This is a genomic window from Streptomyces sp. NBC_00252 (genome assembly GCF_036187565.1).
GTDB lineage: Bacteria > Actinomycetota > Actinomycetes > Streptomycetales > Streptomycetaceae > Streptomyces.
Window position 1 is genome coordinate 8,026,561 of the sequence record NZ_CP108087.1, and the last position, 19,470, is coordinate 8,046,030.

Consider the following 19,470-nt stretch of genomic DNA (forward strand, 5'->3'; position numbering starts at 1 on the left):
GAGGTGGGGTACGGGGATGACTGTCGGCACGAGCAGCGCGCCGGGAGCTCGGGGCGTGCCCCAGCCGTCCGAGGGCCGGCACGACGACCTCGGCATCGACCCCGACGAACTGGCCGACGGCCTGGTCATCGCCGACGAGCACGGGCATGTCGTCTGCTTCAACGCCGCCGCCGAGCGCATCACCTCCGTCGCCGCGGCCGACGCCCTCGGGCAGCGGCTGGAGAAGGCCCTCCCGTTAGAGGACCTGGAGGGCCGCCGCTGGTGGCAACTGACCGATCCCTACGGCGGGTTGGCCATCCGGGTGCGGCAGCCCGAGCGGAACCTGCTGTTGCCGGGCGGGCACGAGGTTCTCGTCACGGCACGTTACGTCCGTGCGGAACCCCTCGGTCCTGTTCGCCGGGTCGTCGTCTCCCTCCGGGACACGGAGGCCCGCCGCCGTACCGAGCGCAGCCATGCCGAGCTGATCGCGACCGTCGCCCACGAACTGCGCTCGCCGCTCACCTCCGTCAAGGGCTTCACCGCGACCCTGCTCGCCAAGTGGGAGCGTTTCACCGACGACCAGAAGCGGCTGATGCTGGAGACCGTCGACGCCGACGCCAACCGCGTCACCCGGCTCATCGCCGAACTGCTCGACATCTCCCGCATCGACTCCGGGCGGCTGGAGCTGCGCCGCCAGCCCGTCGACATCGGCGCCGCCGTCGGCCGCCACATCCAGGCGTACGTCGCCGCCGGCCAGACCGCCGACCGGTTCCTGCTCCGCGTCGAGCAGCCGCTGCCCGACCTGTGGGCCGACCCCGACAAGGTCGACCAGGTGCTGAGCAACCTGCTGGAAAATGCGGTGCGCCACGGCGAGGGAACCGTCACCATCGACGTCACGGCCTCCGCGTCCCCGCGCGAGGGCGAGGAGACCGGCACATCCGTGACGGTGAGCGACGAGGGCCCAGGCATCCCGGAGGAGTCCATGAACCGCGTGTTCACCCGCTTCTGGCGGGGCAGCAAGCGCGGCGGCACCGGACTCGGCCTGTACATCGTCAAGGGCATCGTCGAAGCCCACGGCGGCACCATCACGGTCGGCCGCGCCCCCGGCGGCGGCGCCGAGTTCCGATTTACGTTGCCCGTGGGCACCCCGGCGTATCTGCAGTAGCCCTGCCGCAGCCGCCGACGAGGCCCCACGGGCGCGGTCACCTGCCTCACCCCCGTTAGACTCGGCCTTTGGCACCTTTGCGTCCCCGTTTCAGGGACGCCGACGCGTCCCCCGAGCCGAGTCGGGACGGGGACCATCCGCCAGCCAACCGGAAGCACGGGAAGAGATGTCGGCACCGAATAAGTCGTACGACCCTGTAGAGGTCGAGGCCTTGAAACCGGAAGAGATCGAGCGCATGCGGGACGAGGCGCTCGCCGCCTTCGCCGCCGCCGGTGACCTCGACGCGCTCCAGGAGGCCAAGGTCGCGCACACCGGCGGCACCTCCCCGCTGGCCCTCGCCAACCGCGAGATCGGCGCGCTGCCCCCGCAGGCCAAGGCCGCGGCAGGCAAGCTCGTCGGCCAGGCCCGGGGCGCCGTCAACAAGGCCCTCGCCACTCGCCTCGGCGAGCTGGAGGCCGAGCGTGACGCCCGTGTCCTGGTCGAGGAGGCGGTGGACGTCACCCTGCCGTACGACCGCGTCCCGGCCGGCGCCCGGCACCCGCTCACCACGTTCATGGAGCGCGTCGCCGACGTCTTCGTGTCCATGGGGTACGAGATCGCCGAGGGCCCCGAGGTCGAGGCGGAGTGGTTCAACTTCGACGCCCTGAACTTCACCCCGGACCACCCGGCCCGGCAGATGCAGGACACCTTCTTCGTCCAGGGCCCCGAGGGCACCGAGGGCGACGAGTCCGGCGTCGTGCTGCGCACCCACACCTCTCCGGTGCAGGCCCGCGCCATGCTGGACCGCGAGCCGCCGGTCTACATCGTGTGCCCCGGCCGCGTGTACCGCACGGACGAACTGGACGCCACGCACACCCCGGTCTTCCACCAGATCGAGCTCCTCGCCATCGACGAGGGCCTCACCATGGCCGACCTCAAGGGCACCCTCGACCACATGGTCCAGTCGCTCTTCGGCTCGGAGATGAAGACCCGGCTGCGGCCGAACTACTTCCCCTTCACCGAGCCGTCCGCCGAGATGGACATGCTCTGCTACGTCTGCAAGGGCGAGTCCGTCGGCAACCCCGACCGCCCCTGCCGCACCTGCTCCTCCGAGGGCTGGATCGAGCTGGGCGGCTGCGGCATGGTCAACCCGCGCGTCCTCGTGGCCTGCGGGGTGGACCCCGAGAAGTACAGCGGATTCGCCTTCGGGTTCGGCATCGAGCGGATGCTGATGTTCCGCCACAACGTCGAAGACATGCGAGACATGGTCGAGGGTGACGTCCGGTTCACCCGGCCGTTCGGGATGGAGATCTGATGCGCGTCCCGCTTTCTTGGCTGCGGGAGTACGTCGACCTGCCGGCGACGGAGACCGGCCGCGACGTCCAGGCCAAGCTCATTTCCGTCGGCCTCGAGGTGGAGACCGTCGAGCAGCTGGGCGAAGGCCTCAAGGGCCCCCTCGTCGTCGGCAAGGTCCTCACCATCGAGGAGCTGGAGGGCTTCAAGAAGCCCATCCGCTTCTGCACGGTCGACGTCGGCCAGGCCAACGGCACCGGTGAGCCCCAGGAGATCGTCTGCGGCGCCCGCAACTTCGCCGTCGGCGACAAGGTCGTCGTGGTCCTCCCCGGCGCGGTCCTGCCGGGCGACTTCGCGATCGCCGCCCGCAAGACGTACGGCAAGACCTCGCACGGCATGATCTGCTCCGGCGACGAGCTGGGCATGGGCGACGACGGCTCGCACGGCATCATCGTGCTGCCGCCCGAGCACGAGGTCGGCACCGACGCGATCGAGCTGCTCCAGCTCGTCGACGAGGTCCTCGACATCGCCGTCACGCCCGACCGCGGCTACGCCCTGTCGATCCGCGGCGTCGCCCGCGAGACCGCCACCGCCTACGGCCTCCCGCTGCGCGACCCGGCCCTCCTGGACGTCCCGCAGCCGAACGCCTTCGGCTACCCGGTCCAGGTCTCCGACCCGATGGGCTGCGACCGCTTCACCGCCCGCACGGTGACGGGCCTCGACCCCGAGGCCCGCTCCCCGCTCTGGCTCACGCGCCGCCTCCAGAAGGCGGGCATGCGCCCGATCTCGCTCGCCGTCGACATCACCAACTACGTGATGCTCGAGATCGGCCAGCCCCTGCACGCCTATGACCGCTCCCGCGTCCAGGGTCCGATCGGCGTGCGCAGGGCCACCCAGGGCGAGAAGCTCACCACCCTCGACGGCGTCACGCGCACGCTGGACGCCGAGGACCTGGTGATCACCGACGACCGCGGCCCCATCGGCCTCGCGGGTGTCATGGGCGGCGCCAACACCGAGATCGACGACACCGAGGACACCACCACCGAGGTCGTCGTGGAGGCCGCGCACTTCGACGCGCTCTCCATCTCGCGTACGGCCCGCCGCCACAAGCTGGCCTCCGAGGCGTCCAAGCGCTTCGAGCGCGGCGTCGACCCGCAGGCCGCCTCCGCCGCCGCCCAGCGCACGGTGGACCTGCTGGTCCTCCTCGCCGGCGGCACCGCGGACGCGGGCGTCACCGAGGTCGTCGCGCCCTCGGCCCCGCACAGCATCACCATCCCGGCGGACCACCCGGACAAGGTCGCGGGTGTCGCCTACGGCCGCGAGACCGTCGTACGGCGTCTCCAGGAGGTCGGCTGCGACGTGTACGGGCAGGACGAGCTGATCGTCACCGTCCCGTCCTGGCGCCCCGACCTCACGGACCCGAACGACCTGGCCGAAGAGGTCATCCGCCTGGAGGGCTACGAGAACCTGCCCTCCACGCTCCCCAAGCCCCCCGCGGGCCGGGGCCTCACCGACCGCCAGCGGCTGCACCGCCGGGTCGGCCGCGCGCTGGCCGGGGCCGGTTATGTCGAGGCGCCGAACTACCCCTTCGTCGGCGAGCACGTCTTCGACCAGTTCGGCCTGGCCGCCGACGACCCGAACCGCAGGGTCGTCAGGCTGGTCAACCCGCTCTCGGACGAGGAGCCCGCGCTCCGTACGACGCTGCTGCCGGGCCTGCTCGGCGCGCTGCGCCGGAACGACGGCCGGGGTTCGCACGATCTGGCGCTGTTCGAGACGGGATTGGTCTTCCACCCGCGCGAAGAGCTGAAGATCGCGGTACGGCTGCCGGTCGACCGGCGTCCCACCGACGAGGAGATCGCGTCCCTCACCGAGGCGCTTCCCGTCCAGCCCCGGCACGCCGCCGTCGTCCTCGCGGGCGCGCGTGAGCAGGCCGGCTGGTGGGGCAAGGGGCGTCCGGCGGACTGGGCCGACGCGGTCGAGGCGGCTCGTGTGCTCGCGCGGGAGTCCGGGACCGAACTCGTCGTGCGGGGCGGGCAGTACGGGCCCTGGCACCCGGGGCGTTGTGCGGAGCTCGTCGTCTCCGTCGACGGGGCCGAGCAAGTCATCGGGTACGCGGGGGAGTTGCACCCGGGTGTGCTGAAGGCGCTGGGGCTGCCCGCGCGTACCAGTGCGATGGAACTGGACCTGGATGTCCTTGAGTCGGCGTCCTCGGGGGTTCCCAAGGGGCCGAAGATCTCCACGTTCCCCGTGGCCACGCAGGATGTCGCGCTGGTCGTCGATGTGGCTGTGCCGCACGCGGACGTCGAGGCGGTGCTGCGTGAGGGGGCGGGTGAACTGCTGGAGTCCATCCGGCTGTTCGACGTCTACGAGAACGCCGCGCAGCTGGGTGAGGGGAAGAAGTCGCTGGCGTACGCGTTGCGGTTCCGGGCGGGTGATCGGACGTTGACCGTGGATGAGGCGTCTGCTGCTCGGGATGCGGCGGTTGCGTTGGCCGGGGAGCGGGTTGGGGCGGTGCTTCGCGGCTGAGACGGCTCAGGGGTGGGGAGCTGCTGTGTTTTGCCGGGTGCGCGTTCGTCGTGGCTGGGCGCGCAGTTCCCCGCGCCCCTTGAGGCATGCGTGTGAGCCTGTGTTTCGAGGCTCACCTGCATAAATGCGTGCATCTTGGGGTGTCTCACTCGTTCGGGTGAGAAGTCTGGGTGATCTGGCCCGATCGGGGCATGTGGTCGACAGAATCGGACCGGCCTTTCGGGGTCGGTCCGATTGCGCTGTCGGGGCCTATTTGGGGGGCCACAGGCATGATCCGCATCAAGGCTGGGGTACCCCGCAGGGCGCGCCCGCGGACGCGTTTCCGGCGTCCGCTGCGCCGGGCGCTCGCCCTGGGGCTGCCCACGGTCTGGGGCGCCATAGCCATCACGTACAAACTCACCTGCCCGCTCGCCCAGCAGAACGGCCTGGGCGCCCGCATCGTCACCAGCGCCGTGTTCTTCGCGGTCGGCACCGGTCTCGTCGTCCAGGTCCGCCGCTCCCTGCTGCGGGAACTCCGCCAATCCGGCAGATCGCCGGCGCCGCCCAGAACGCCCTGCTGCGCCCGCTGCCGCCTCGCCTCGACGGCCTGAACATCGCCGCCGCCCAACTGTCCGCGGAGCGCGGTGCGGTGGTCGGCGGCGATCTGTATGAAGTCATCGCCACCGAGCACGGGGTACGGGTCGTCATGGGTGACGTGCGCGGCCACGGCATCGCCGCGATCGGCACGGTCGCCGCCGTCCTCGGCAGTTTCCGCGAGGCCGCCCACGACGAACCCGAACTCCCGGGCGTACTACGGCGGTTGGACCGCGCTCTCGCCCGCCACCTCCGCGAACGCGCCCGCGCGGAACACCCCGCGTCCGGCGCCCTCGACCCCGAGAGCCCGGTCGCCGAGGAGTTCGTCACCGTCCTGCTCCTGGAGATCGGCAGGGACGGGGAGGTACGGGGGCTGAACTGCGGCCATCCGTGGCCGTACCTGTTGAGCGGGGAGCGGGTCGAACCACTTGCGCGGGCCGAACCCCTTCCGCCCCTCGGCCCGTTCCCGCTGCCGACGGAGCTGCCGCTCGTCCGCTGCGGCCGACTCCTTCCGGGCGAGGCCCTGTTCCTCTACACGGACGGAGTGGAGGACGCCCGTGATGCGCGGGGCCGTTTCTTCCCACTGAGGGATGCGTTGACCGCCGCGGTGGCCCAACACCCTCTCCCCGTACCTCAGTCGGTTCTGGGTTGGGTCTTCACGGCGTTGCTGCGCCACGCGGGCGGCACCCCGACCGATGACGTGGCGATACTCGTCCTGAGCAACGACAGAAAGCCGGCGCTGCCCCACCCAGGGGCGCGAGGCTGTGACATCAGCGGCTCCGCCGCGGGGGCGCGACCGGCCACAACGCACCCGCACTCGACGAACTACCCACAGCACAACGGCGTTTAGTGGCCACCGCAAAGCCAGGCCGCCGCACTTACGAGGGGGAGCCGGCGGCCCGGCCGGCCTCTTGCGAGGCAATCCAGTCAACCGGTTCGGAACTCTCCGCAACAGCGCGCGCACACCCCGGATTCACGTACTCCGTTCACACCCGGTGTGAACCGAACCGCACTACTCTGTCCGCACCGAGTCACCCGGGGGGCCTCCCATGCAGCCCAACACACTCCTCGACGCGATCCTGGACGAGGCGGGAATCTCGCACGCGGGACTCGCCGCCCACGTGAACCAGGCAGGACGGGCCCGAGGTCTCGCCCTCCGGTACGAACACACCGCCGTGGCACGGTGGTTGAAGGGCCAGCGGCCACGGGGCCAGGTCCCCGACCTGATCTGCGAGGTGCTCGCGACCCGCCTGCACAGACCCGTCACCCTCGACGACATCGGCCTGGGCGTCCCCGGCGAACCGTCCACCCCGCACGGCACCTCCCTGTCCGGCTTCGTCGAGCGGGCCACCGCCCTGTGGCGCTCCGACGAACAGCAGCGCCCGCACATCCTCGGCGCCCCCGCGGTCACCGGCACGCCCGCGGTGATGCCCGTGTGGGAGTGGGAGAACCCGCCGGACGACGTGGACGTCTCACGCGGCGGCCGGCACCGGGTGAGCATGGCCGACATCGAGATGCTGCGCGCGGCCCGCGCCCACTACGAGCAGATGTACCGCAAGGCCGGCGGCGTGGCGACCCGCACCCGCATCGTCGGCTTCCTCAACTCCGAGACCGCGCCCCTGCTGCGCGGCAGCTACACCGACGCCACCGGCCGCCAACTGCACCGCGCCACCGGCGGGTTGGTCGCCATCGCGGGCATCTGCGCCTACGACTCCGACGCGCACGGACTCGCCCAGCGCTACTTCCACCAGGCGCTGCGGCTGGCAAAGGCCAGCAACGACAGGGGACTTGGCGCGTACGTCATCGCGCTGCTGGTCAACCAGTCGCTGTTCATGCGGGAGTTCCGCCAGGCCGTCGCCTTCGCGGAGGCCGCGCTGCGGGCGGCCGGCCGGCAGATCACCCCGGCACTCGCCTCCGACCTGTACGCGATGCAGGCGAAGGCGTACGCACACCTCGGCGACGGCACGAGCGCCCTGTCCTGCATCCGGCGTGCCGAGCAGGCCGCCGAACGCATCCGGCGCGGGTACGAACCCGACGAGACCGGCTATGTCCAGCCGGGCCTCGTCAACGTCCAGGTGGCGGAGGCGCTGCTCAGCCTCGGCGATCTGACGGCGGCGGGGGAGCACGCCACGGCGGCCGTCGACACTCCGGCGCACGACCGGGGCCGGGTGCACCGGCTGGCCATGCTCAGCCAGATCGAACTGCGTCAGGGAAACGCGGACAAAGCCGTGGCCACGGCCGTGCAGATGGCCGAACAGGCGAGGGGGATGGAGTCCCAGCGGCTGCGGGACAGACTCCGCGCGGTCCGCGAGTACCTGGTGCGCAGCGACTGCGCGGGTACGTCCGACGCGGCCGAACTCATCGACGGGGCGCTGCGCGTACCGCTGTAGACAGCGCTGTCGTCCACAACACCGTTCCTGCTGCGATATTGCCACTTACTCGACGGAAGGTGGCAGAACCGTGCAGTGGACGAAACAGAACGAACAAACTGTGTACTCAAATCGCTGGTTCAGCGTCAATCTCGCCGATGTCGAACTGCCCGACGGCCAACACCTCGACCACTTCCTGATACGGCTGCGGCCGGTCGCCGTGGCGACGGTGGTCAACGAGGCGAACGAGGTGCTCCTGCTGTGGCGGCACCGCTTCATCACCGACAGCTGGGGGTGGGAGCTCGCGGCCGGCGTCGTCGAGGACGGCGAGGACATCGCGCGCGCCGCCGCCAGGGAACTGGAGGAAGAGACCGGCTGGCGGCCGGGGCCCCTGCACCACCTGATGAGCGTGGAACCGTCCAACGGGCTCACGGACGCCCGGCACCACATCTACTGGGCCGACGAGGGTGAGTACACCGGACACCCCGTGGACGACTTCGAATCGGACCGCCGGGAGTGGGTACCGCTCAAACTCGTACCCGACATGGTCGCCCGCGGGGAGGTCCCGGCCGCCAACATGGCGGCCGCGTTACTGCTGTTGCACCACCTCAGGCTGGGGCAGGACACAGCGCCGAGTTCGGCAGCGCCCCGAAGGGGCGCGGGGAACGGCGCGACCGGCCACGACGTGGCCGCGGCCAATCCACCGGCCTTCGAACGCTAACGTCCCAGCACCTGCCAGACAGTCACGACAAGTGCACCCACGGCGGTCAGCGCGGCAATAGCCGGCAGCGGCCACCTGGTGTGCTCAAGCGCAACGATTCGCGCGCTCAGATCGTCCAGTTCCTTGTCCGTCTCCTCGGTGCGATGACTGAGCAGGGCGAGCCCTCCCTCGACCCGCGCGTACGCGACATCGAGGCGGCGGCGTAACTCTGCGAGTTCTCCATGGACCACGGGATGCTCGGGGTCGGCGGTCACGGGTCCGCTCCTTTCCGTAGTCGGAACATCCCTTGCATGCGCATGAAGAGTCAACTCGCCTGGTGGACACCGGGGGAGAGTGTGCGAGAGGCATATGCGGGCCCGGCGCGCACACGGTGTGTGAATGCCGCGGGCCCGGCGCTCCGAAGAGTGCCGGGCCCGCAACCGCCAACGTATTACGGTGAGTTGTCGCGCGAAAGTGCGAAAGCGCGGAATCCGCTCAGCTGTAGGAGTAGAACCCCGAGCCGGACTTACGGCCGAGGCGTCCCGCGTCCACCATGCGCTGGAGCAGCGGGGGAGCGGCGTAGAGCGGCTCCTTGTACTCGTCGTACATCGAGAACGCGATCGCGGCGACCGTGTCCAGGCCGACGAGGTCGGTCAGCTTGAGCGGGCCCATCGGGTGGGCGCAGCCCAGCTCCATGCCGTTGTCGATGTCCTCGCGGCTGGCGATGCCCGACTCGAACATCCGGATCGCGGAGAGGAGATAGGGGATCAGCAGCGCGTTGACCACGAAGCCGGAGCGGTCCTGGGCGCGGATCGCGTGCTTGCCGAGCACCTTCTCGGCGAACAGCTGGGCGCGGCTGAGCGTGCCCTCCGAGGTGGTCAGCGCGGGGATCAGCTCGACGAGCTTCTGCACCGGGGCCGGGTTGAAGAAGTGGATGCCGATGACCTGGTCGGGGCGCGAGGTGGCGACCGCGAGTTTCACCAGCGGGATCGAGGAGGTGTTGGACGCCAGGATCGCGTCGGGCCGGGTCACGACCTGGTCGAGCACCTGGAAGATCTCGGTCTTGACCTGCTCGTTCTCGACGACGGCCTCGATCACGAGGTCGCGGTCGGCGAACTCGCCGAGGTCGGTGGTGAAGCTGAGCCGCGCCTGGGTCTCCGCGAGCTCCTCGGCGGAGATCTTGCCGCGCTCGGCCGCTTTGGTCAGCGAGTTGAACAGCCGGGTCCGGCCGATCTCCAGCGCCTCGCCGGTGGTCTCGGCGACCTTCACGTCCAGGCCGGAGCGGGCGCACACCTCGGCGATACCGGCGCCCATCTGGCCGCAGCCGACCACTCCGACGCGCGCAATGTCTCCCGCTGGGATGCCCGTCACATCGTCCCCTTCGCTGCCTCTGTCACTGTGTCGCAGGACCCCGTTGTTCGACGCCTGCTCCGATCGTGCACGTTACCCGCAAGTATCGATGATCGATCGCCGGGGTCGGGCATTCTGGGGCGCGGAGACGATCCGTGACGGCACGGATCCACAGCGTATGGGGGTGTGCAGATGGGGCGATTGTCACGTCGGGCGTTCGCGATGGCCGCGCTGTCGACGCTTGCCACGACCGGCAGCGCGGCGGCGGACACCGGGCGCGGACCGGCGCCGGCGGGCCGTCCGCGGGCGCTCACCGAGATGCGGGGCGTGTGGCTGGCGACGGTCGCCAACCGCGACTGGCCCTCCCGCCCGGGCCTGACCCCGGCACAGCAGCGTGCCGAACTGATCGCCCACCTCGACACGGCGGTCCGCGACCGCCTCAACACGGTGATGTTCCAAGTACGGCCCACCGCCGACGCGTTGTGGCCCTCACCGTACGAGCCCTGGTCCCAGTACCTCACCGGCACCCAGGGCAAGTCACCCGGCTGGGACCCGCTGAAGACGGCCGTGGAGGAAGCGCATGTGCGGGGGCTGCAACTGCACGCCTGGTTCAACCCGTACCGCGTCGCCAACAACACCGACCTGACGAAACTCGTCGCCTCGCACCCCGCGCGCAAGCACCCCGACTGGGTGGTCGCGTACGGCGGGAAGCTCTACTACAACCCCGGACTGCCGCAGGTCCGCGCCTTCGTCGAGGACGCGATCCTCGACGCGGTGAAGAAGTACCCCGTGGACGGCGTCCACTTCGACGACTACTTCTACCCGTACCCGGTGGCCGGGCAGACCTTCGACGACGACGCGGCCTACGACGCGTACGGCGGCGGCTTCGGCGACCGGGCCGCCTGGCGGCGCGACAACATCGACAAGCTGATCCGCGAGACCGCCGCCCGGATCGAGCGGGTCCGCCCGGGCACGCGCTTCGGGATCAGCCCCTTCGGCGTGTGGCGCAACAGCGCGACCGACCCGCGCGGCTCCGACACCCGGGCGGGGGTGCAGACGTACGACGACCTCTGCGCGGACACCCGTAAGTGGGTGCGCGAGAACTGGATCGACTACATCGTCCCGCAGCTCTACTGGAACATCGGCTTCGCCGCCGCCGACTACGCGAAGCTGGTGCCCTGGTGGGCGGAGGTCGCGCGGGGCACGAAGACCCGGTTGTACGCGGGTGAGGCGCTGTACAAGGCGGGCGACCCGGCGCAGCCCGCCGCCTGGCAGGACCCGGCCGAACTGTCCCGGCACCTCACCCTCGCCGCGAAGTACCCCGAGGTCGGCGGGCATGTGTTCTTCGCGGCGCGGGATGTGGCCGTGGATTCGTTCGGGGCGATGGCGCGTGTGGTCGCCGATCACTACCAGGCGCCGGCGAAGGCTCCACGCTGAACGCTCGCGCAGGAAACGGGATGTGAGAGCCCCTCAACTCCGTTCAGCTCCGCGCCCGTTGTGTGACGGCGATGCACACCAGCACCGCCGCCGCGGTCAACGGGGCGGCCAGGGGCAGGTGTTCGCCGAGCAGCAGCACCGACCACACCAGGGTGAGCAGCGGCTGGGCCAGCTGGAGCTGGCTCGCCTTCGGGACGCCGATGGCGGCCATGCCCCGGTACCAGACCACCAGTCCGAGGAACTGTGAACCGGCGGCGACCCACAGCAGTCCGGCCACGCTGTGCGCGGTGAGGTGCGGGGTGTCGTAGGACAGGGCGAGCGCGGCGGCGGGCACGGTCAGCGGCAGGCACAGGACCAGTGCCCAGGCGATGACCTGCCAGCCGGGCATGATCCGGGCCAGCCGGCCGCCCTCGGTGTAGCCGGCCGCGCAGACCAGGAGCGCGGCGAGGAGATACAGGTCGGCAGTGGTCACGGCGCCGCCGCTCTGCTGAACCGTGAAGGCGATGACCGCGCCGGCGCCCGCGAGCGCGGCCGTCCAGAAGGTGCGCGAGGGGCGGACGCCGGTGCGCAGCGCGGACAGGGCGGCGGTCGTCAGCGGCAGCAGACCGACAACGACCGCCGCGTGGGCGGTGGTTGAGGTCTCCAGCGCGAGCGTGGTGAGCAGCGGGAAGCCGACCACCACTCCGGCGGCCACGACGGCGAGTCCCGCCCAGTGCCGGCGGCCGGGCACGGGGACGTGCAGCGCCAGCAGGCAGCCGCCCGCGATGACCGCGGCGAGGACGCTGCGCACGGCCACCAGTGACCAGGCGCCGAAGCCCTCGAGCCCCCAGGCGGTGGCGGGGAAGGTGAGCGAGAAGGCGATCACGCCGAGCGCGGCCTGGAGCGTGCCCGCGCGGACCGTTGCCGTGCGGACCGTCGCTGTCGCCGTCGGGGAGGTGCTGACCGCTATCGGGCTCGGGGCAGTAGCGCTATCGTGTGCTCTCATGCAAGAGCGTAGCAGCGTCGGTGAACTGGCGGATCGCCTGCGGCAGGAACTCAACCGCTACTCTCCCGGTGGAAAGCTGCCGTCGAGTCGGGCGCTCGTCGAGCGGTTCCGGGTGAGCCCCGTGACCGTCTCGCGGGCCCTCGCGCAGCTGGCCGCCGAGGGGCTGGTGGTCACCCGGCCCGGCGCCGGAGCGTTCCGGGCCGCGCCCAGGGCCGCGACCGCCGCGGCGGGGGACACCTCCTGGCAGGAGGTCGCCCTCAGCGCGGACGGAGCCGCCGATCTCGTCCCGCGCACGGTGGACGCGTCCGGCGTCCTCACCACACTGGCCGCCCCGCCGCCGGGCGTGATCGAGTTCAACGGCGGCTATCTGCACCCCTCCCTGCAGCCCGAGCGCGCGATGGCCGCGGCCCTGTCCCGGGCCGGCCGCCGCCCCGGCGCCTGGGGACGGCCGCCGATCGAGGGGCTGCCGGAACTGCGCGAGTGGTTCGCGCGGGGTATCGGCGGCGCGATGACGGCCGCCGACGTGCTGATCAGCGCGGGCGGTCAGACCGCGCTCACCACCGCACTGCGCGCCCTCGCGCCCCCCGGCGCACCGGTCCTCGTCGAATCCCCCACCTACCCGGGCATGCTGGCGATCGCCAGGGCGGCGGGCCTGCGTCCGGTGCCGGTCCCGGTGGACGCGGACGGCGTGAAACCGCCCTTGCTGGCCGACGCGTTCCGTGCGACCGGCGCCCGCGTCCTCGTCTGCCAGCCCCTGTTCCAGAACCCGACCGGCGCGGTCCTCGCCCCCGACCGCCGCCCGGAGGTCCTGCGCATCGCCCGGGACGCGGGCGCGTTCGTTGTCGAGGACGACTTCGTACGACGGCTGGTGCACGAGGACGCGGGCCCGCTGCCGCGTCCGCTCGCCGCCGACGACCCCGACGGCGTCGTCGTCCACGTCGGCTCGCTGACCAAGGCGACCTCGCCCAGCTTCCGGGTCAGCGCCCTCGCCGCGCACGGCCCGGTGCTGGAACGGCTGCGCGCCATCCAGGTCGTCGACACCTTCTTCGTCCCCCGCCCGCTCCAGGAAGCGGCCCTCGAACTCGTCGGCTCACCGGCCTGGCCCCGCCATCTCCGGGCGATCTCAACGGAGTTGAAGACCCGCCGGGACACGATGACGACCGCCCTGCGCCTCGAACTCCCCGCCTTCGCCCTCCCGCACATCCCCTCCGGCGGCTACCACCTCTGGCTCCGCCTCCCCGACGGCACCGGGGGCACCGCCCAGGCTTTCGGCCCTGGGGGAGAGCAGTCGCTGACGGCCGCGGCCCTCCGCGCGGGCGTCGCCATCACCCCCGGCCGCCCCTACTTCAGCGCCGAACCCCCGGCCGCCCACATCCGGTTGAGCTTCGCGGCGGTCGCCGGGACGGGCGAGATCGTGGAGGGTGTACGGCGGCTCCGGGCGGCCTGGGCCGAGCTGGTGTGACCCGGAGGCCCGCGCGGGCCCTCACCCGGGCCCGGGCAAAACCGCTCGACACCCCCGCGCCTGGCCTGGGATTCTCCCGCCATGAACGACATCCCGAGCCTCCCCGAGGGCTACGAGTTCTCCGCCGACTCCGCCCGCGTCGACATCGACCGCACCTACCACTGGCTGTCCACCGACGCCTACTGGGCGAAGGACCGGCCCCGCGAGCAGCACGAGCGCGCGGTCGCGTCCTCCCGCAACTACGGGGTGTACGACGCCACTTCGGGCGAGCAGGTGGCGTACGCGCGCGTGGTCACCGACGAAGCGCTGTTCGCGTGGCTGTGCGATGTGTACGTCGACCCGTCGGTGCGCGGCAAGGGCATCGGCACGGCGTTCGTCGGCGCCGTACGCGAGGAGCTGCGGCCGCTCGGGGTGCGCCGGATCCTGCTCGCCACGCACGACGCCCACGGGGTGTACGAGAAGCTCGGATTCAAGCCATTGGCGCGCCCCGACCAGTGGATGGCCCTGTATTTCGAGTGAGTTGTCCGCCTGGTCCCGACCTCGACGTGAAGTTTCGCCCACCGTGGGTAACTCTCGTCCGGCCCCTCTTGACCTGCGTACTTCGGCGGATCACGATCGCGGCATGCTACTTCGGGTCACGTTCGTGGCGGCCGCGCGCAGCTCCCCGTTGCTCGCGGAGCGCTTCGAGGACGATCGCCCGCTGGACCAGGCGGGATGGGACGAGGTACAGCGCGCGGCGCCGGTCCTGCTGCCGCTGGCGGCGGCGGAGCTTCGCTACTGCTCGCCGACCCCGCGCAGCCGGACCACCGGGGACGGGCTCGGTTACACCCCACTGGTGCAACTCGCCCTGCGGGACTGTGACATGGGCCGCTGGCGCGGGCTGACCCTGGGCGAGGCGATGGCCCGGGAACCGGCCCTGGTCGACGCGTGGCTGGCCGACCCGCGCTCCACCCCGCACGGCGGCGAGTCGCTGCTGTCCTTCATCTCCCGGGTCGGCAGCTGGCTGGACACGCGTCCCGACGACGACGGCGGCCGTATCGTCGCCGTGGCCGAACCCTCCGTCATACGGGCCGCGTTGGTCTACGCCCTGAAGGCGCCCCCGTCGACGTACTGGAACCTCGACGTACGCCCTCTGTCGACCACCACGGTCACCGGCCACGCGGGCCGCTGGAACCTGCGCTTCGACGGGGCGGCAGTGCAGCCGAGACGGGTGTAGGGGAGACCGGATCGACGCCTGTTCCGCTCAACTCCCGCGCGTGTACTCCGTGGTGAGCACCAGGTCCTTCGCCGGTCCGCCCACCCGCCACACCGTCCGCCAGTGGTCGGCGTCCAGTACGGCGAACTCGCCGCGGTAGAGGTCCGCCGAGCAGGGGTGGTCGGTGACGTGGTGCCCCGAAGCCAGGTCCAGGTCGTGGAAGGGGCGCCCGTCGCCGAAGCGCACGTCGGCCCGACCGGGCTCGCCGCCCGAAAGGAACCGTAGCGTCCGCTCGGCGGGGCGGGGGACGCCCCGCCAGGTGAAGGTGCCGGACTCCGAGTGCAGCAGGCCGCCTTCCGGCAGCGCGCTGAAGACGGTCGTACCGGAGAAGTCGCCCTCGTCGCCGCTCGCCAGGTCCCGCACCGACCGCCGCACCCGCCAGCTCCCGGACAGATACGCCAGCACGTCCGGTACCGGCCAGAACTCGCCCATCGTCATCCCTTCCCGCGCCGCCGCCGCCGTCGCCAGCCGTCGGGCGAGTCGGCGGGCGCCTTGCGTTCACTCTGGGCGGCTCTCGTAGTGCGAGGCGTGGCTCGTGGCGCGGAAGGCCTCCTCGTACGAGGCGAGGGCACCGCTCATGGCGCCCCCGGCGGTGCCGCGGCGGCGGATCCGCCGGGCCAGCCAGGTGAAGAACCCGAGGACCGCGGCCAGGAAGCCGAGCATGACCAGGTAGGGCAGCAGCGCATGCATGCCCTCGACCTTACGTCCCCGTCCAGACGGGTCCCATTGACGTGCTCACGGCCCTTCCCTATCTCACCGTTCGGAGTGCTGACCAATGTCTGACACGTCGAACGAACTCGTCACGAGCCGCGGTCTCGATCAGGCGGAGGGCGCTTCAGTCCGGGTGTCCGGCGTGGGCTGCTGTCCCAGCGGCAGCAGTCCACGCTCGGCGAAGACCTTCTTCGCGGCGAAGGTCGCGTTCAGGGCCTTCGGGATGCCGCAGTACACGGCGGAGTGCGTCAGCGCCTCGACGATCTCCTCCGGGGTGAGGCCCACGTTCAGTGCCGCGTTCACGTGCACGTCGAGCTGTGCCTCGCAGCCGCCGAGTGCGGTGAGCATGCCCAGCGTCACCAACTGCCGGTCGCGCGGGGCGAGTCCGGGACGGTCGTAGATCTCGCCGAAGGCCCAGGCGACGACCTGGTGGCCCAACTCGGGGTTGATGTCGGCGAGCGAGTCGACGACCCGCTGCCCGGCCTCGCCGTCGACCCGCTTCAGGACCTCCAGGCCGTGGGTGAAACGCTCTTCACGGGTGGTGCTCGCGCTCATGTCAGTTCGTCCGATCCCGGCTGCTCGTGCTCGTGTTGGTGTTCGTGTTCGTCGAGGAGCAGCTGTTCGTAGTGGTCGATCTTGTGGTCCAGCACGGCCGCGTTGCGGCGCAACGTCCTTATGCGGTCGGCCAGTTCGGCGCGGTGCGCACGGAGCATCGCCAGCCGGGCGGCGACCGAGACGTTCCCCGCCGCCCGCAGCGCCGCGAACCGCTGCATGTCGGCGATCGACATGCCCGTCTCGCGCAGCCGCAGCAGGAACTCCAGCCAGGCCAGGTCCGCCGCCTGGTACCGCCGTTGGTTCCCGGTGCTCCGGCCGACCCGCTCGATGAGACCGGCCTTCTCGTAGTAGCGCAACGTGTCGTGCGAGAGTCCGGTGCGCTCGGAGACCTGGGCGATGGTGAGGGTGGGTTCCCGCACCTGCTGCTCCAGGTCCCGGTTCCGGTTCCGGGGGAGGGGCTGGGACTTCAGGGGCTGTCCGCTGGTCATGAACACCACGGTAAAACCTGGAGCGCGCTCCAGGTCAAGCCCTCCTGGGGCACGGCAGGCGAGCACCTCGAAGCCGTACTCGCCGAGCGGCACCGACCAACCCGCCCGCGCGGCAGGACCGGTGTCAGTCCTGGGCCCGGGCCTGCCGGCGGTGGTAGTGGCCGAGGACGACATGGGCCGGGACGATCGTGATCCAGAACCACATCGCTGCGGCCGTGTTGACGTAGGCCAAGGGAATGGACAGGACGAACACCAGGACGCTGGAAGCGAGTTGGACGGTGAAGCGGAGACGAGCCTTGGCGGCGGGGGAGTCGGGCGAGGGGTGCACCTGGCGTTGCGTGAGCAGTAGGAGTGCCGCGTGCACGGAGTGGATCGCGGCCATGGCGCTCGCGTAGAGGGCCACGGCGTCGGGCTTCGAGGCGTACTCGGCCAGGAGGCTGGTGGGGAAGGGCAGCAGTGCGACCAGGCCGAGACCGAGCAGGGTCAGCCGGGTCACCACACCCGTCTCGACGGGCACCGCCGTGAGGATGCGCCGATGGTCCCGCCAGAACCCGGCGATCAGCGTGAAGCTGAGCGCGAACGCGCCGAGGCTGGGCAGAGTGCCGCTCAGGGCCTTGTGGAACGCGGCGTCGCTCAGATCCGCGGGGACCGCGACATTGATGACGAGCAGCGTCATCGCGATGGCGTATATCCCGTCGGACAGAGCGATCAGGCGTGCTGTGCCAGGGGTGTGCTCGGGTGTACGCGTCGCTACCAAGGGCTCTGTCATGCCGATGACAGTAGGGCGTCGGCATGACAGAGCCCGTAGGCGGTGGTGTCGAACCGGTGGGTCCCCTTACGGTCCGGTACGGGGGGTGGTCGAGGCCTGACCCCGCTCGGCGCAGCCTGTGACCGAGAACTCTAGTTGGCAAATCATGGACTGAGACGTGCAGGTCGGGAGCAGGTGGAGAATCCCTGTTGGCAAATCATGGTTGCCGTCGTTGACTCTCTGTAACTGGAGGTAGCTCTACCTGCGACGACACCAGCGAGAGGTTGAGTGTGCTGCACAAGGCTTGCGAGATGACCGAGTCGACTGGCTAGGCCACCACTCGGCCGCCCTTGTCGTGGACGGGCTGGGGAACTGGCTGCCCCTCGATGTCTGCGGCGTCAACCACTCTCGTTCTCCTGAGGGGTGGCGTTCCATGCCAGGCCGCCGAGGTCGAGTTGGTGGCGGGCACGGGTGACGGCGACGTAGGCGAGACGGGCGTCCGTGCCGCTTACTTCCGGGGCCTGGTCGGCCGCGCTCGTGCCGGAGTTGGGGTCCTTCGGCTGGGGGAAGTCGTTGCCGATCCTGACGGTCGGCCATTCGCGGCCTTTGGCTTTGTGGGCGGTGGAGACGGTGACGTCGGCGTGTGCTTCCTCGGTGAGGTCGGACACGGCAGCGAGGATGGCGTCGGGACCGTGGGTGTCGACGATGTCGACGAAGGGCTGCAGGTCGCAGCCGGCCGGATCGTAGGCGGCGTAGTCCTGCAAGTCGCCCCAGGACGCGAACAGCACCAGCTCGGGGTGATGAGTGCGGCGCCCTCCCTTCAAGTCGCGTGCGGCAGAGGCGAGTTGGGCCAGTTGCTGGCCTCCCCGGGTGAGGGCTACGCGGTGTCCTTCGCCGAGCAGACGCATGACCTCTGTCATGGCGCCGATGTTGGTGCGGCACAGCACGGCGTCGGGGTGGTCGACGCTGCTGACCTCTGCGGGAACGCTGGTGGTGCCCGTCAGCCGGATAGGGGCGTCGGCGAGCGCGAGCCACCGGTTGGCCTCGTTGGCGATCTGTGGCCCGAAGCGGAACGAGCGGGTGAGGGTCAGCTGTTCGGCGTCGAAGCCGGTCATCACGTCGGTTGCACCCCGCCAGCCGTAGATGGCTTGGGCGGAGTCGCCGACCATGACGAGCTGGGCGTGGTCGCGCTGTGCGGTGAACACCTGCTCCAGCACCGGGTTGGTGTCCTGGGCCTCGTCGAGGAGGAGGAAGTCGGCCTCGATCTTCGGCCTGGTCAGCGCCCACATCTTGAGGTAGTGGTCGTGTTCGAAGCGGACGATGCCGTGGTCGGGGCGCTGCAGGTCCGCCCATGCCTTGGCGGCGAAGGGGAGCACGAGTTCGGCGAACTGCCAATGGGCGGCCGGGGCGTCGAGGCCGCGTAGGCGCGGCACGTGGTGTTGGGCCAGTGCGCTGTCGGCGGAGTGACAGAAGCGGGTGACGGTGCGCAGCACGTTGTGGGACAGGGTTCTCTGGCTGATCTCGTGGTCGGCGATCCGTACGGGGCGGAGGATGCCGAGGGACTGTCCGGTCTTCCAGGCTGGCTGGCGGGGGCTGTTGAGTCGGTCGGCATAGCGGTGTCCGAGTGCGGCGAAGGCGGTGGCGTGGGCGGTCCGGCACTGCACCGTGGACGGGAAGCGGGCTGCGGCGTCCTGCGCGATGTCCTTGTTGAAGGCCAGGTAGCGTCCCCGGCGTTTGGTGCCGGCGGCGAGCATGCACAGGGTGCTGGTCTTCCCGGTTCCGGCTCCGGCCTGCAGTGCGAGGTGCCGTCCGGCGCGGAAAGTGTCCGCCGCGTGGACCTGTTCGTGGGTGGGGGTGGGCAACGTGGGCTCCGTGGGATGGGAACGGCCGGAACG

17 protein-coding genes and 2 pseudogenes are annotated in these 19,470 nt (G+C 70.9%); 10 read left to right on the plus strand and 9 right to left on the minus strand.

Going from position 1 to position 19,470, the window contains the following annotated elements:
* Nucleotides 1–16: 16 nt before the first annotated feature.
* From OHT77_RS35690 to OHT77_RS35715, 6 genes and pseudogenes are all read left to right on the plus strand, one after another.
* Nucleotides 17–1,144, plus strand: a complete 1,128-nt coding sequence (locus tag OHT77_RS35690) for a sensor histidine kinase (RefSeq protein WP_266767056.1) — start codon at nt 17–19, stop codon at nt 1,142–1,144.
* 166 nt (nt 1,145–1,310) lie between these two features.
* A complete protein-coding gene (pheS, locus tag OHT77_RS35695; protein ID WP_266767055.1) occupies nt 1,311–2,438 on the plus strand; it encodes a phenylalanine--tRNA ligase subunit alpha in 1,128 nt (375 codons plus the stop codon).
* On the plus strand, nt 2,438–4,942 hold the full coding sequence (pheT, locus tag OHT77_RS35700) for a phenylalanine--tRNA ligase subunit beta (protein WP_328832505.1): 2,505 nt from the start codon (nt 2,438–2,440) through the stop codon (nt 4,940–4,942). Before pheS ends, pheT begins: the two co-directional genes overlap by 1 nt.
* A gap of 269 nt (nt 4,943–5,211) precedes the next feature.
* A pseudogene (locus tag OHT77_RS35705) lies at nt 5,212–6,365 on the plus strand (PP2C family protein-serine/threonine phosphatase).
* 199 nt (nt 6,366–6,564) lie between these two features.
* Nucleotides 6,565–7,905, plus strand: a complete 1,341-nt coding sequence (locus OHT77_RS35710; protein ID WP_328832506.1) for a transcriptional regulator — start codon at nt 6,565–6,567, stop codon at nt 7,903–7,905.
* 70 nt (nt 7,906–7,975) lie between these two features.
* Nucleotides 7,976–8,518: pseudogene (locus OHT77_RS35715) on the plus strand (NUDIX hydrolase); the annotation flags it as partial.
* Nucleotides 8,519–8,601: 83 nt separating this feature from the next.
* On the opposite strand, the gene OHT77_RS35720 reads toward OHT77_RS35715, so the two are convergent.
* Entirely contained in the window at nt 8,602–8,859 is a 258-nt protein-coding gene (locus OHT77_RS35720) for a hypothetical protein (protein WP_266767051.1), read from the minus strand.
* A gap of 220 nt (nt 8,860–9,079) precedes the next feature.
* On the minus strand, nt 9,080–9,955 hold the full coding sequence (locus OHT77_RS35725) for a 3-hydroxybutyryl-CoA dehydrogenase (RefSeq protein ID WP_328832507.1): 876 nt from the start codon (nt 9,953–9,955) through the stop codon (nt 9,080–9,082).
* Nucleotides 9,956–10,126: 171 nt separating this feature from the next.
* Here OHT77_RS35725 and OHT77_RS35730 point away from each other — a divergent pair, with 171 nt between their 5' ends.
* The gene (locus OHT77_RS35730) at nt 10,127–11,371 is read left to right on the plus strand and encodes a glycoside hydrolase family 10 protein (protein WP_328832508.1); all 1,245 of its coding nucleotides are present in this window, start codon (nt 10,127–10,129) and stop codon (nt 11,369–11,371) included.
* 43 nt (nt 11,372–11,414) lie between these two features.
* On the opposite strand, the gene OHT77_RS35735 is transcribed toward OHT77_RS35730, so the two are convergent.
* Nucleotides 11,415–12,356: a DMT family transporter gene (locus OHT77_RS35735; RefSeq protein WP_328832509.1), complete on the minus strand. Its 942-nt coding sequence runs from the start codon at nt 12,354–12,356 to the stop codon at nt 11,415–11,417.
* On the opposite strand from OHT77_RS35735, the gene OHT77_RS35740 reads away from it, so the two are divergent.
* From OHT77_RS35740 to OHT77_RS35750, 3 genes are all read left to right on the plus strand, one after another.
* Nucleotides 12,355–13,818 carry an aminotransferase-like domain-containing protein gene (locus tag OHT77_RS35740; RefSeq protein ID WP_328832510.1) on the plus strand — a complete coding sequence of 488 codons (1,464 nt, stop codon included), beginning with the start codon at nt 12,355–12,357 and terminating at the stop codon, nt 13,816–13,818. The two genes, OHT77_RS35735 and OHT77_RS35740, sit on opposite strands and share 2 nt — an antisense overlap.
* Before the next feature lie 81 nt (nt 13,819–13,899).
* A complete protein-coding gene (locus tag OHT77_RS35745) occupies nt 13,900–14,337 on the plus strand; it encodes a GNAT family N-acetyltransferase (protein ID WP_266767046.1) in 438 nt (145 codons plus the stop codon).
* A gap of 103 nt (nt 14,338–14,440) precedes the next feature.
* Nucleotides 14,441–15,034: a histidine phosphatase family protein gene (locus tag OHT77_RS35750; RefSeq protein WP_266767045.1), complete on the plus strand. Its 594-nt coding sequence runs from the start codon at nt 14,441–14,443 to the stop codon at nt 15,032–15,034.
* A gap of 27 nt (nt 15,035–15,061) precedes the next feature.
* Here the strand turns inward: OHT77_RS35750 and OHT77_RS35755 are convergent, their stop codons facing one another.
* From OHT77_RS35755 to OHT77_RS35780, 6 genes are all read right to left on the minus strand, one after another.
* A complete protein-coding gene (locus OHT77_RS35755) occupies nt 15,062–15,505 on the minus strand; it encodes a DUF6314 family protein (protein ID WP_328832511.1) in 444 nt (147 codons plus the stop codon).
* A 66-nt stretch (nt 15,506–15,571) separates the two neighbouring features.
* Nucleotides 15,572–15,763 (minus strand): hypothetical protein, encoded by a 192-nt coding sequence (locus OHT77_RS35760; RefSeq protein ID WP_328832512.1) that lies wholly within the window; start codon nt 15,761–15,763, stop codon nt 15,572–15,574.
* Between the two features lie 129 nt (nt 15,764–15,892).
* Entirely contained in the window at nt 15,893–16,339 is a 447-nt protein-coding gene (locus tag OHT77_RS35765) for a carboxymuconolactone decarboxylase family protein (RefSeq protein WP_328832513.1), read from the minus strand.
* A complete protein-coding gene (locus tag OHT77_RS35770) occupies nt 16,336–16,827 on the minus strand; it encodes a MerR family transcriptional regulator (protein ID WP_328832514.1) in 492 nt (163 codons plus the stop codon). The genes OHT77_RS35765 and OHT77_RS35770 overlap by 4 nt, the downstream gene beginning before the upstream one ends.
* Nucleotides 16,828–16,951: 124 nt before the next feature.
* Nucleotides 16,952–17,596 carry a TMEM175 family protein gene (locus tag OHT77_RS35775; protein ID WP_328832515.1) on the minus strand — a complete coding sequence of 215 codons (645 nt, stop codon included), beginning with the start codon at nt 17,594–17,596 and terminating at the stop codon, nt 16,952–16,954.
* Nucleotides 17,597–17,973: 377 nt separating this feature from the next.
* A complete protein-coding gene (locus tag OHT77_RS35780) occupies nt 17,974–19,437 on the minus strand; it encodes a UvrD-helicase domain-containing protein (protein WP_328832516.1) in 1,464 nt (487 codons plus the stop codon).
* Nucleotides 19,438–19,470 lie beyond the last annotated feature (33 nt).

What these genes read in the sequence shown, in the direction of transcription:
- OHT77_RS35750 (WP_266767045.1), top strand. Translation starts at nt 14,441, where the DNA reads ATGCTACTTCGGGTCACGTTCGTGGCGGCCGCGCGCAGCTCCCCGTTG.
- OHT77_RS35755 (WP_328832511.1), bottom strand. Translation starts at nt 15,505, where the DNA reads ATGGGCGAGTTCTGGCCGGTACCGGACGTGCTGGCGTATCTGTCCGGG.
- OHT77_RS35735 (WP_328832509.1), bottom strand. Translation starts at nt 12,356, where the DNA reads ATGAGAGCACACGATAGCGCTACTGCCCCGAGCCCGATAGCGGTCAGC.
- pheS (WP_266767055.1), top strand. Translation starts at nt 1,311, where the DNA reads ATGTCGGCACCGAATAAGTCGTACGACCCTGTAGAGGTCGAGGCCTTG.
- OHT77_RS35760 (WP_328832512.1), bottom strand. Translation starts at nt 15,763, where the DNA reads ATGCATGCGCTGCTGCCCTACCTGGTCATGCTCGGCTTCCTGGCCGCG.
- OHT77_RS35710 (WP_328832506.1), top strand. Translation starts at nt 6,565, where the DNA reads ATGCAGCCCAACACACTCCTCGACGCGATCCTGGACGAGGCGGGAATC.
- pheT (WP_328832505.1), top strand. Translation starts at nt 2,438, where the DNA reads ATGCGCGTCCCGCTTTCTTGGCTGCGGGAGTACGTCGACCTGCCGGCG.
- OHT77_RS35765 (WP_328832513.1), bottom strand. Translation starts at nt 16,339, where the DNA reads ATGAGCGCGAGCACCACCCGTGAAGAGCGTTTCACCCACGGCCTGGAG.
- OHT77_RS35775 (WP_328832515.1), bottom strand. Translation starts at nt 17,596, where the DNA reads ATGACAGAGCCCTTGGTAGCGACGCGTACACCCGAGCACACCCCTGGC.
- OHT77_RS35740 (WP_328832510.1), top strand. Translation starts at nt 12,355, where the DNA reads ATGCAAGAGCGTAGCAGCGTCGGTGAACTGGCGGATCGCCTGCGGCAG.
- OHT77_RS35690 (WP_266767056.1), top strand. Translation starts at nt 17, where the DNA reads ATGACTGTCGGCACGAGCAGCGCGCCGGGAGCTCGGGGCGTGCCCCAG.
- OHT77_RS35745 (WP_266767046.1), top strand. Translation starts at nt 13,900, where the DNA reads ATGAACGACATCCCGAGCCTCCCCGAGGGCTACGAGTTCTCCGCCGAC.
- OHT77_RS35770 (WP_328832514.1), bottom strand. Translation starts at nt 16,827, where the DNA reads ATGACCAGCGGACAGCCCCTGAAGTCCCAGCCCCTCCCCCGGAACCGG.
- OHT77_RS35730 (WP_328832508.1), top strand. Translation starts at nt 10,127, where the DNA reads ATGGGGCGATTGTCACGTCGGGCGTTCGCGATGGCCGCGCTGTCGACG.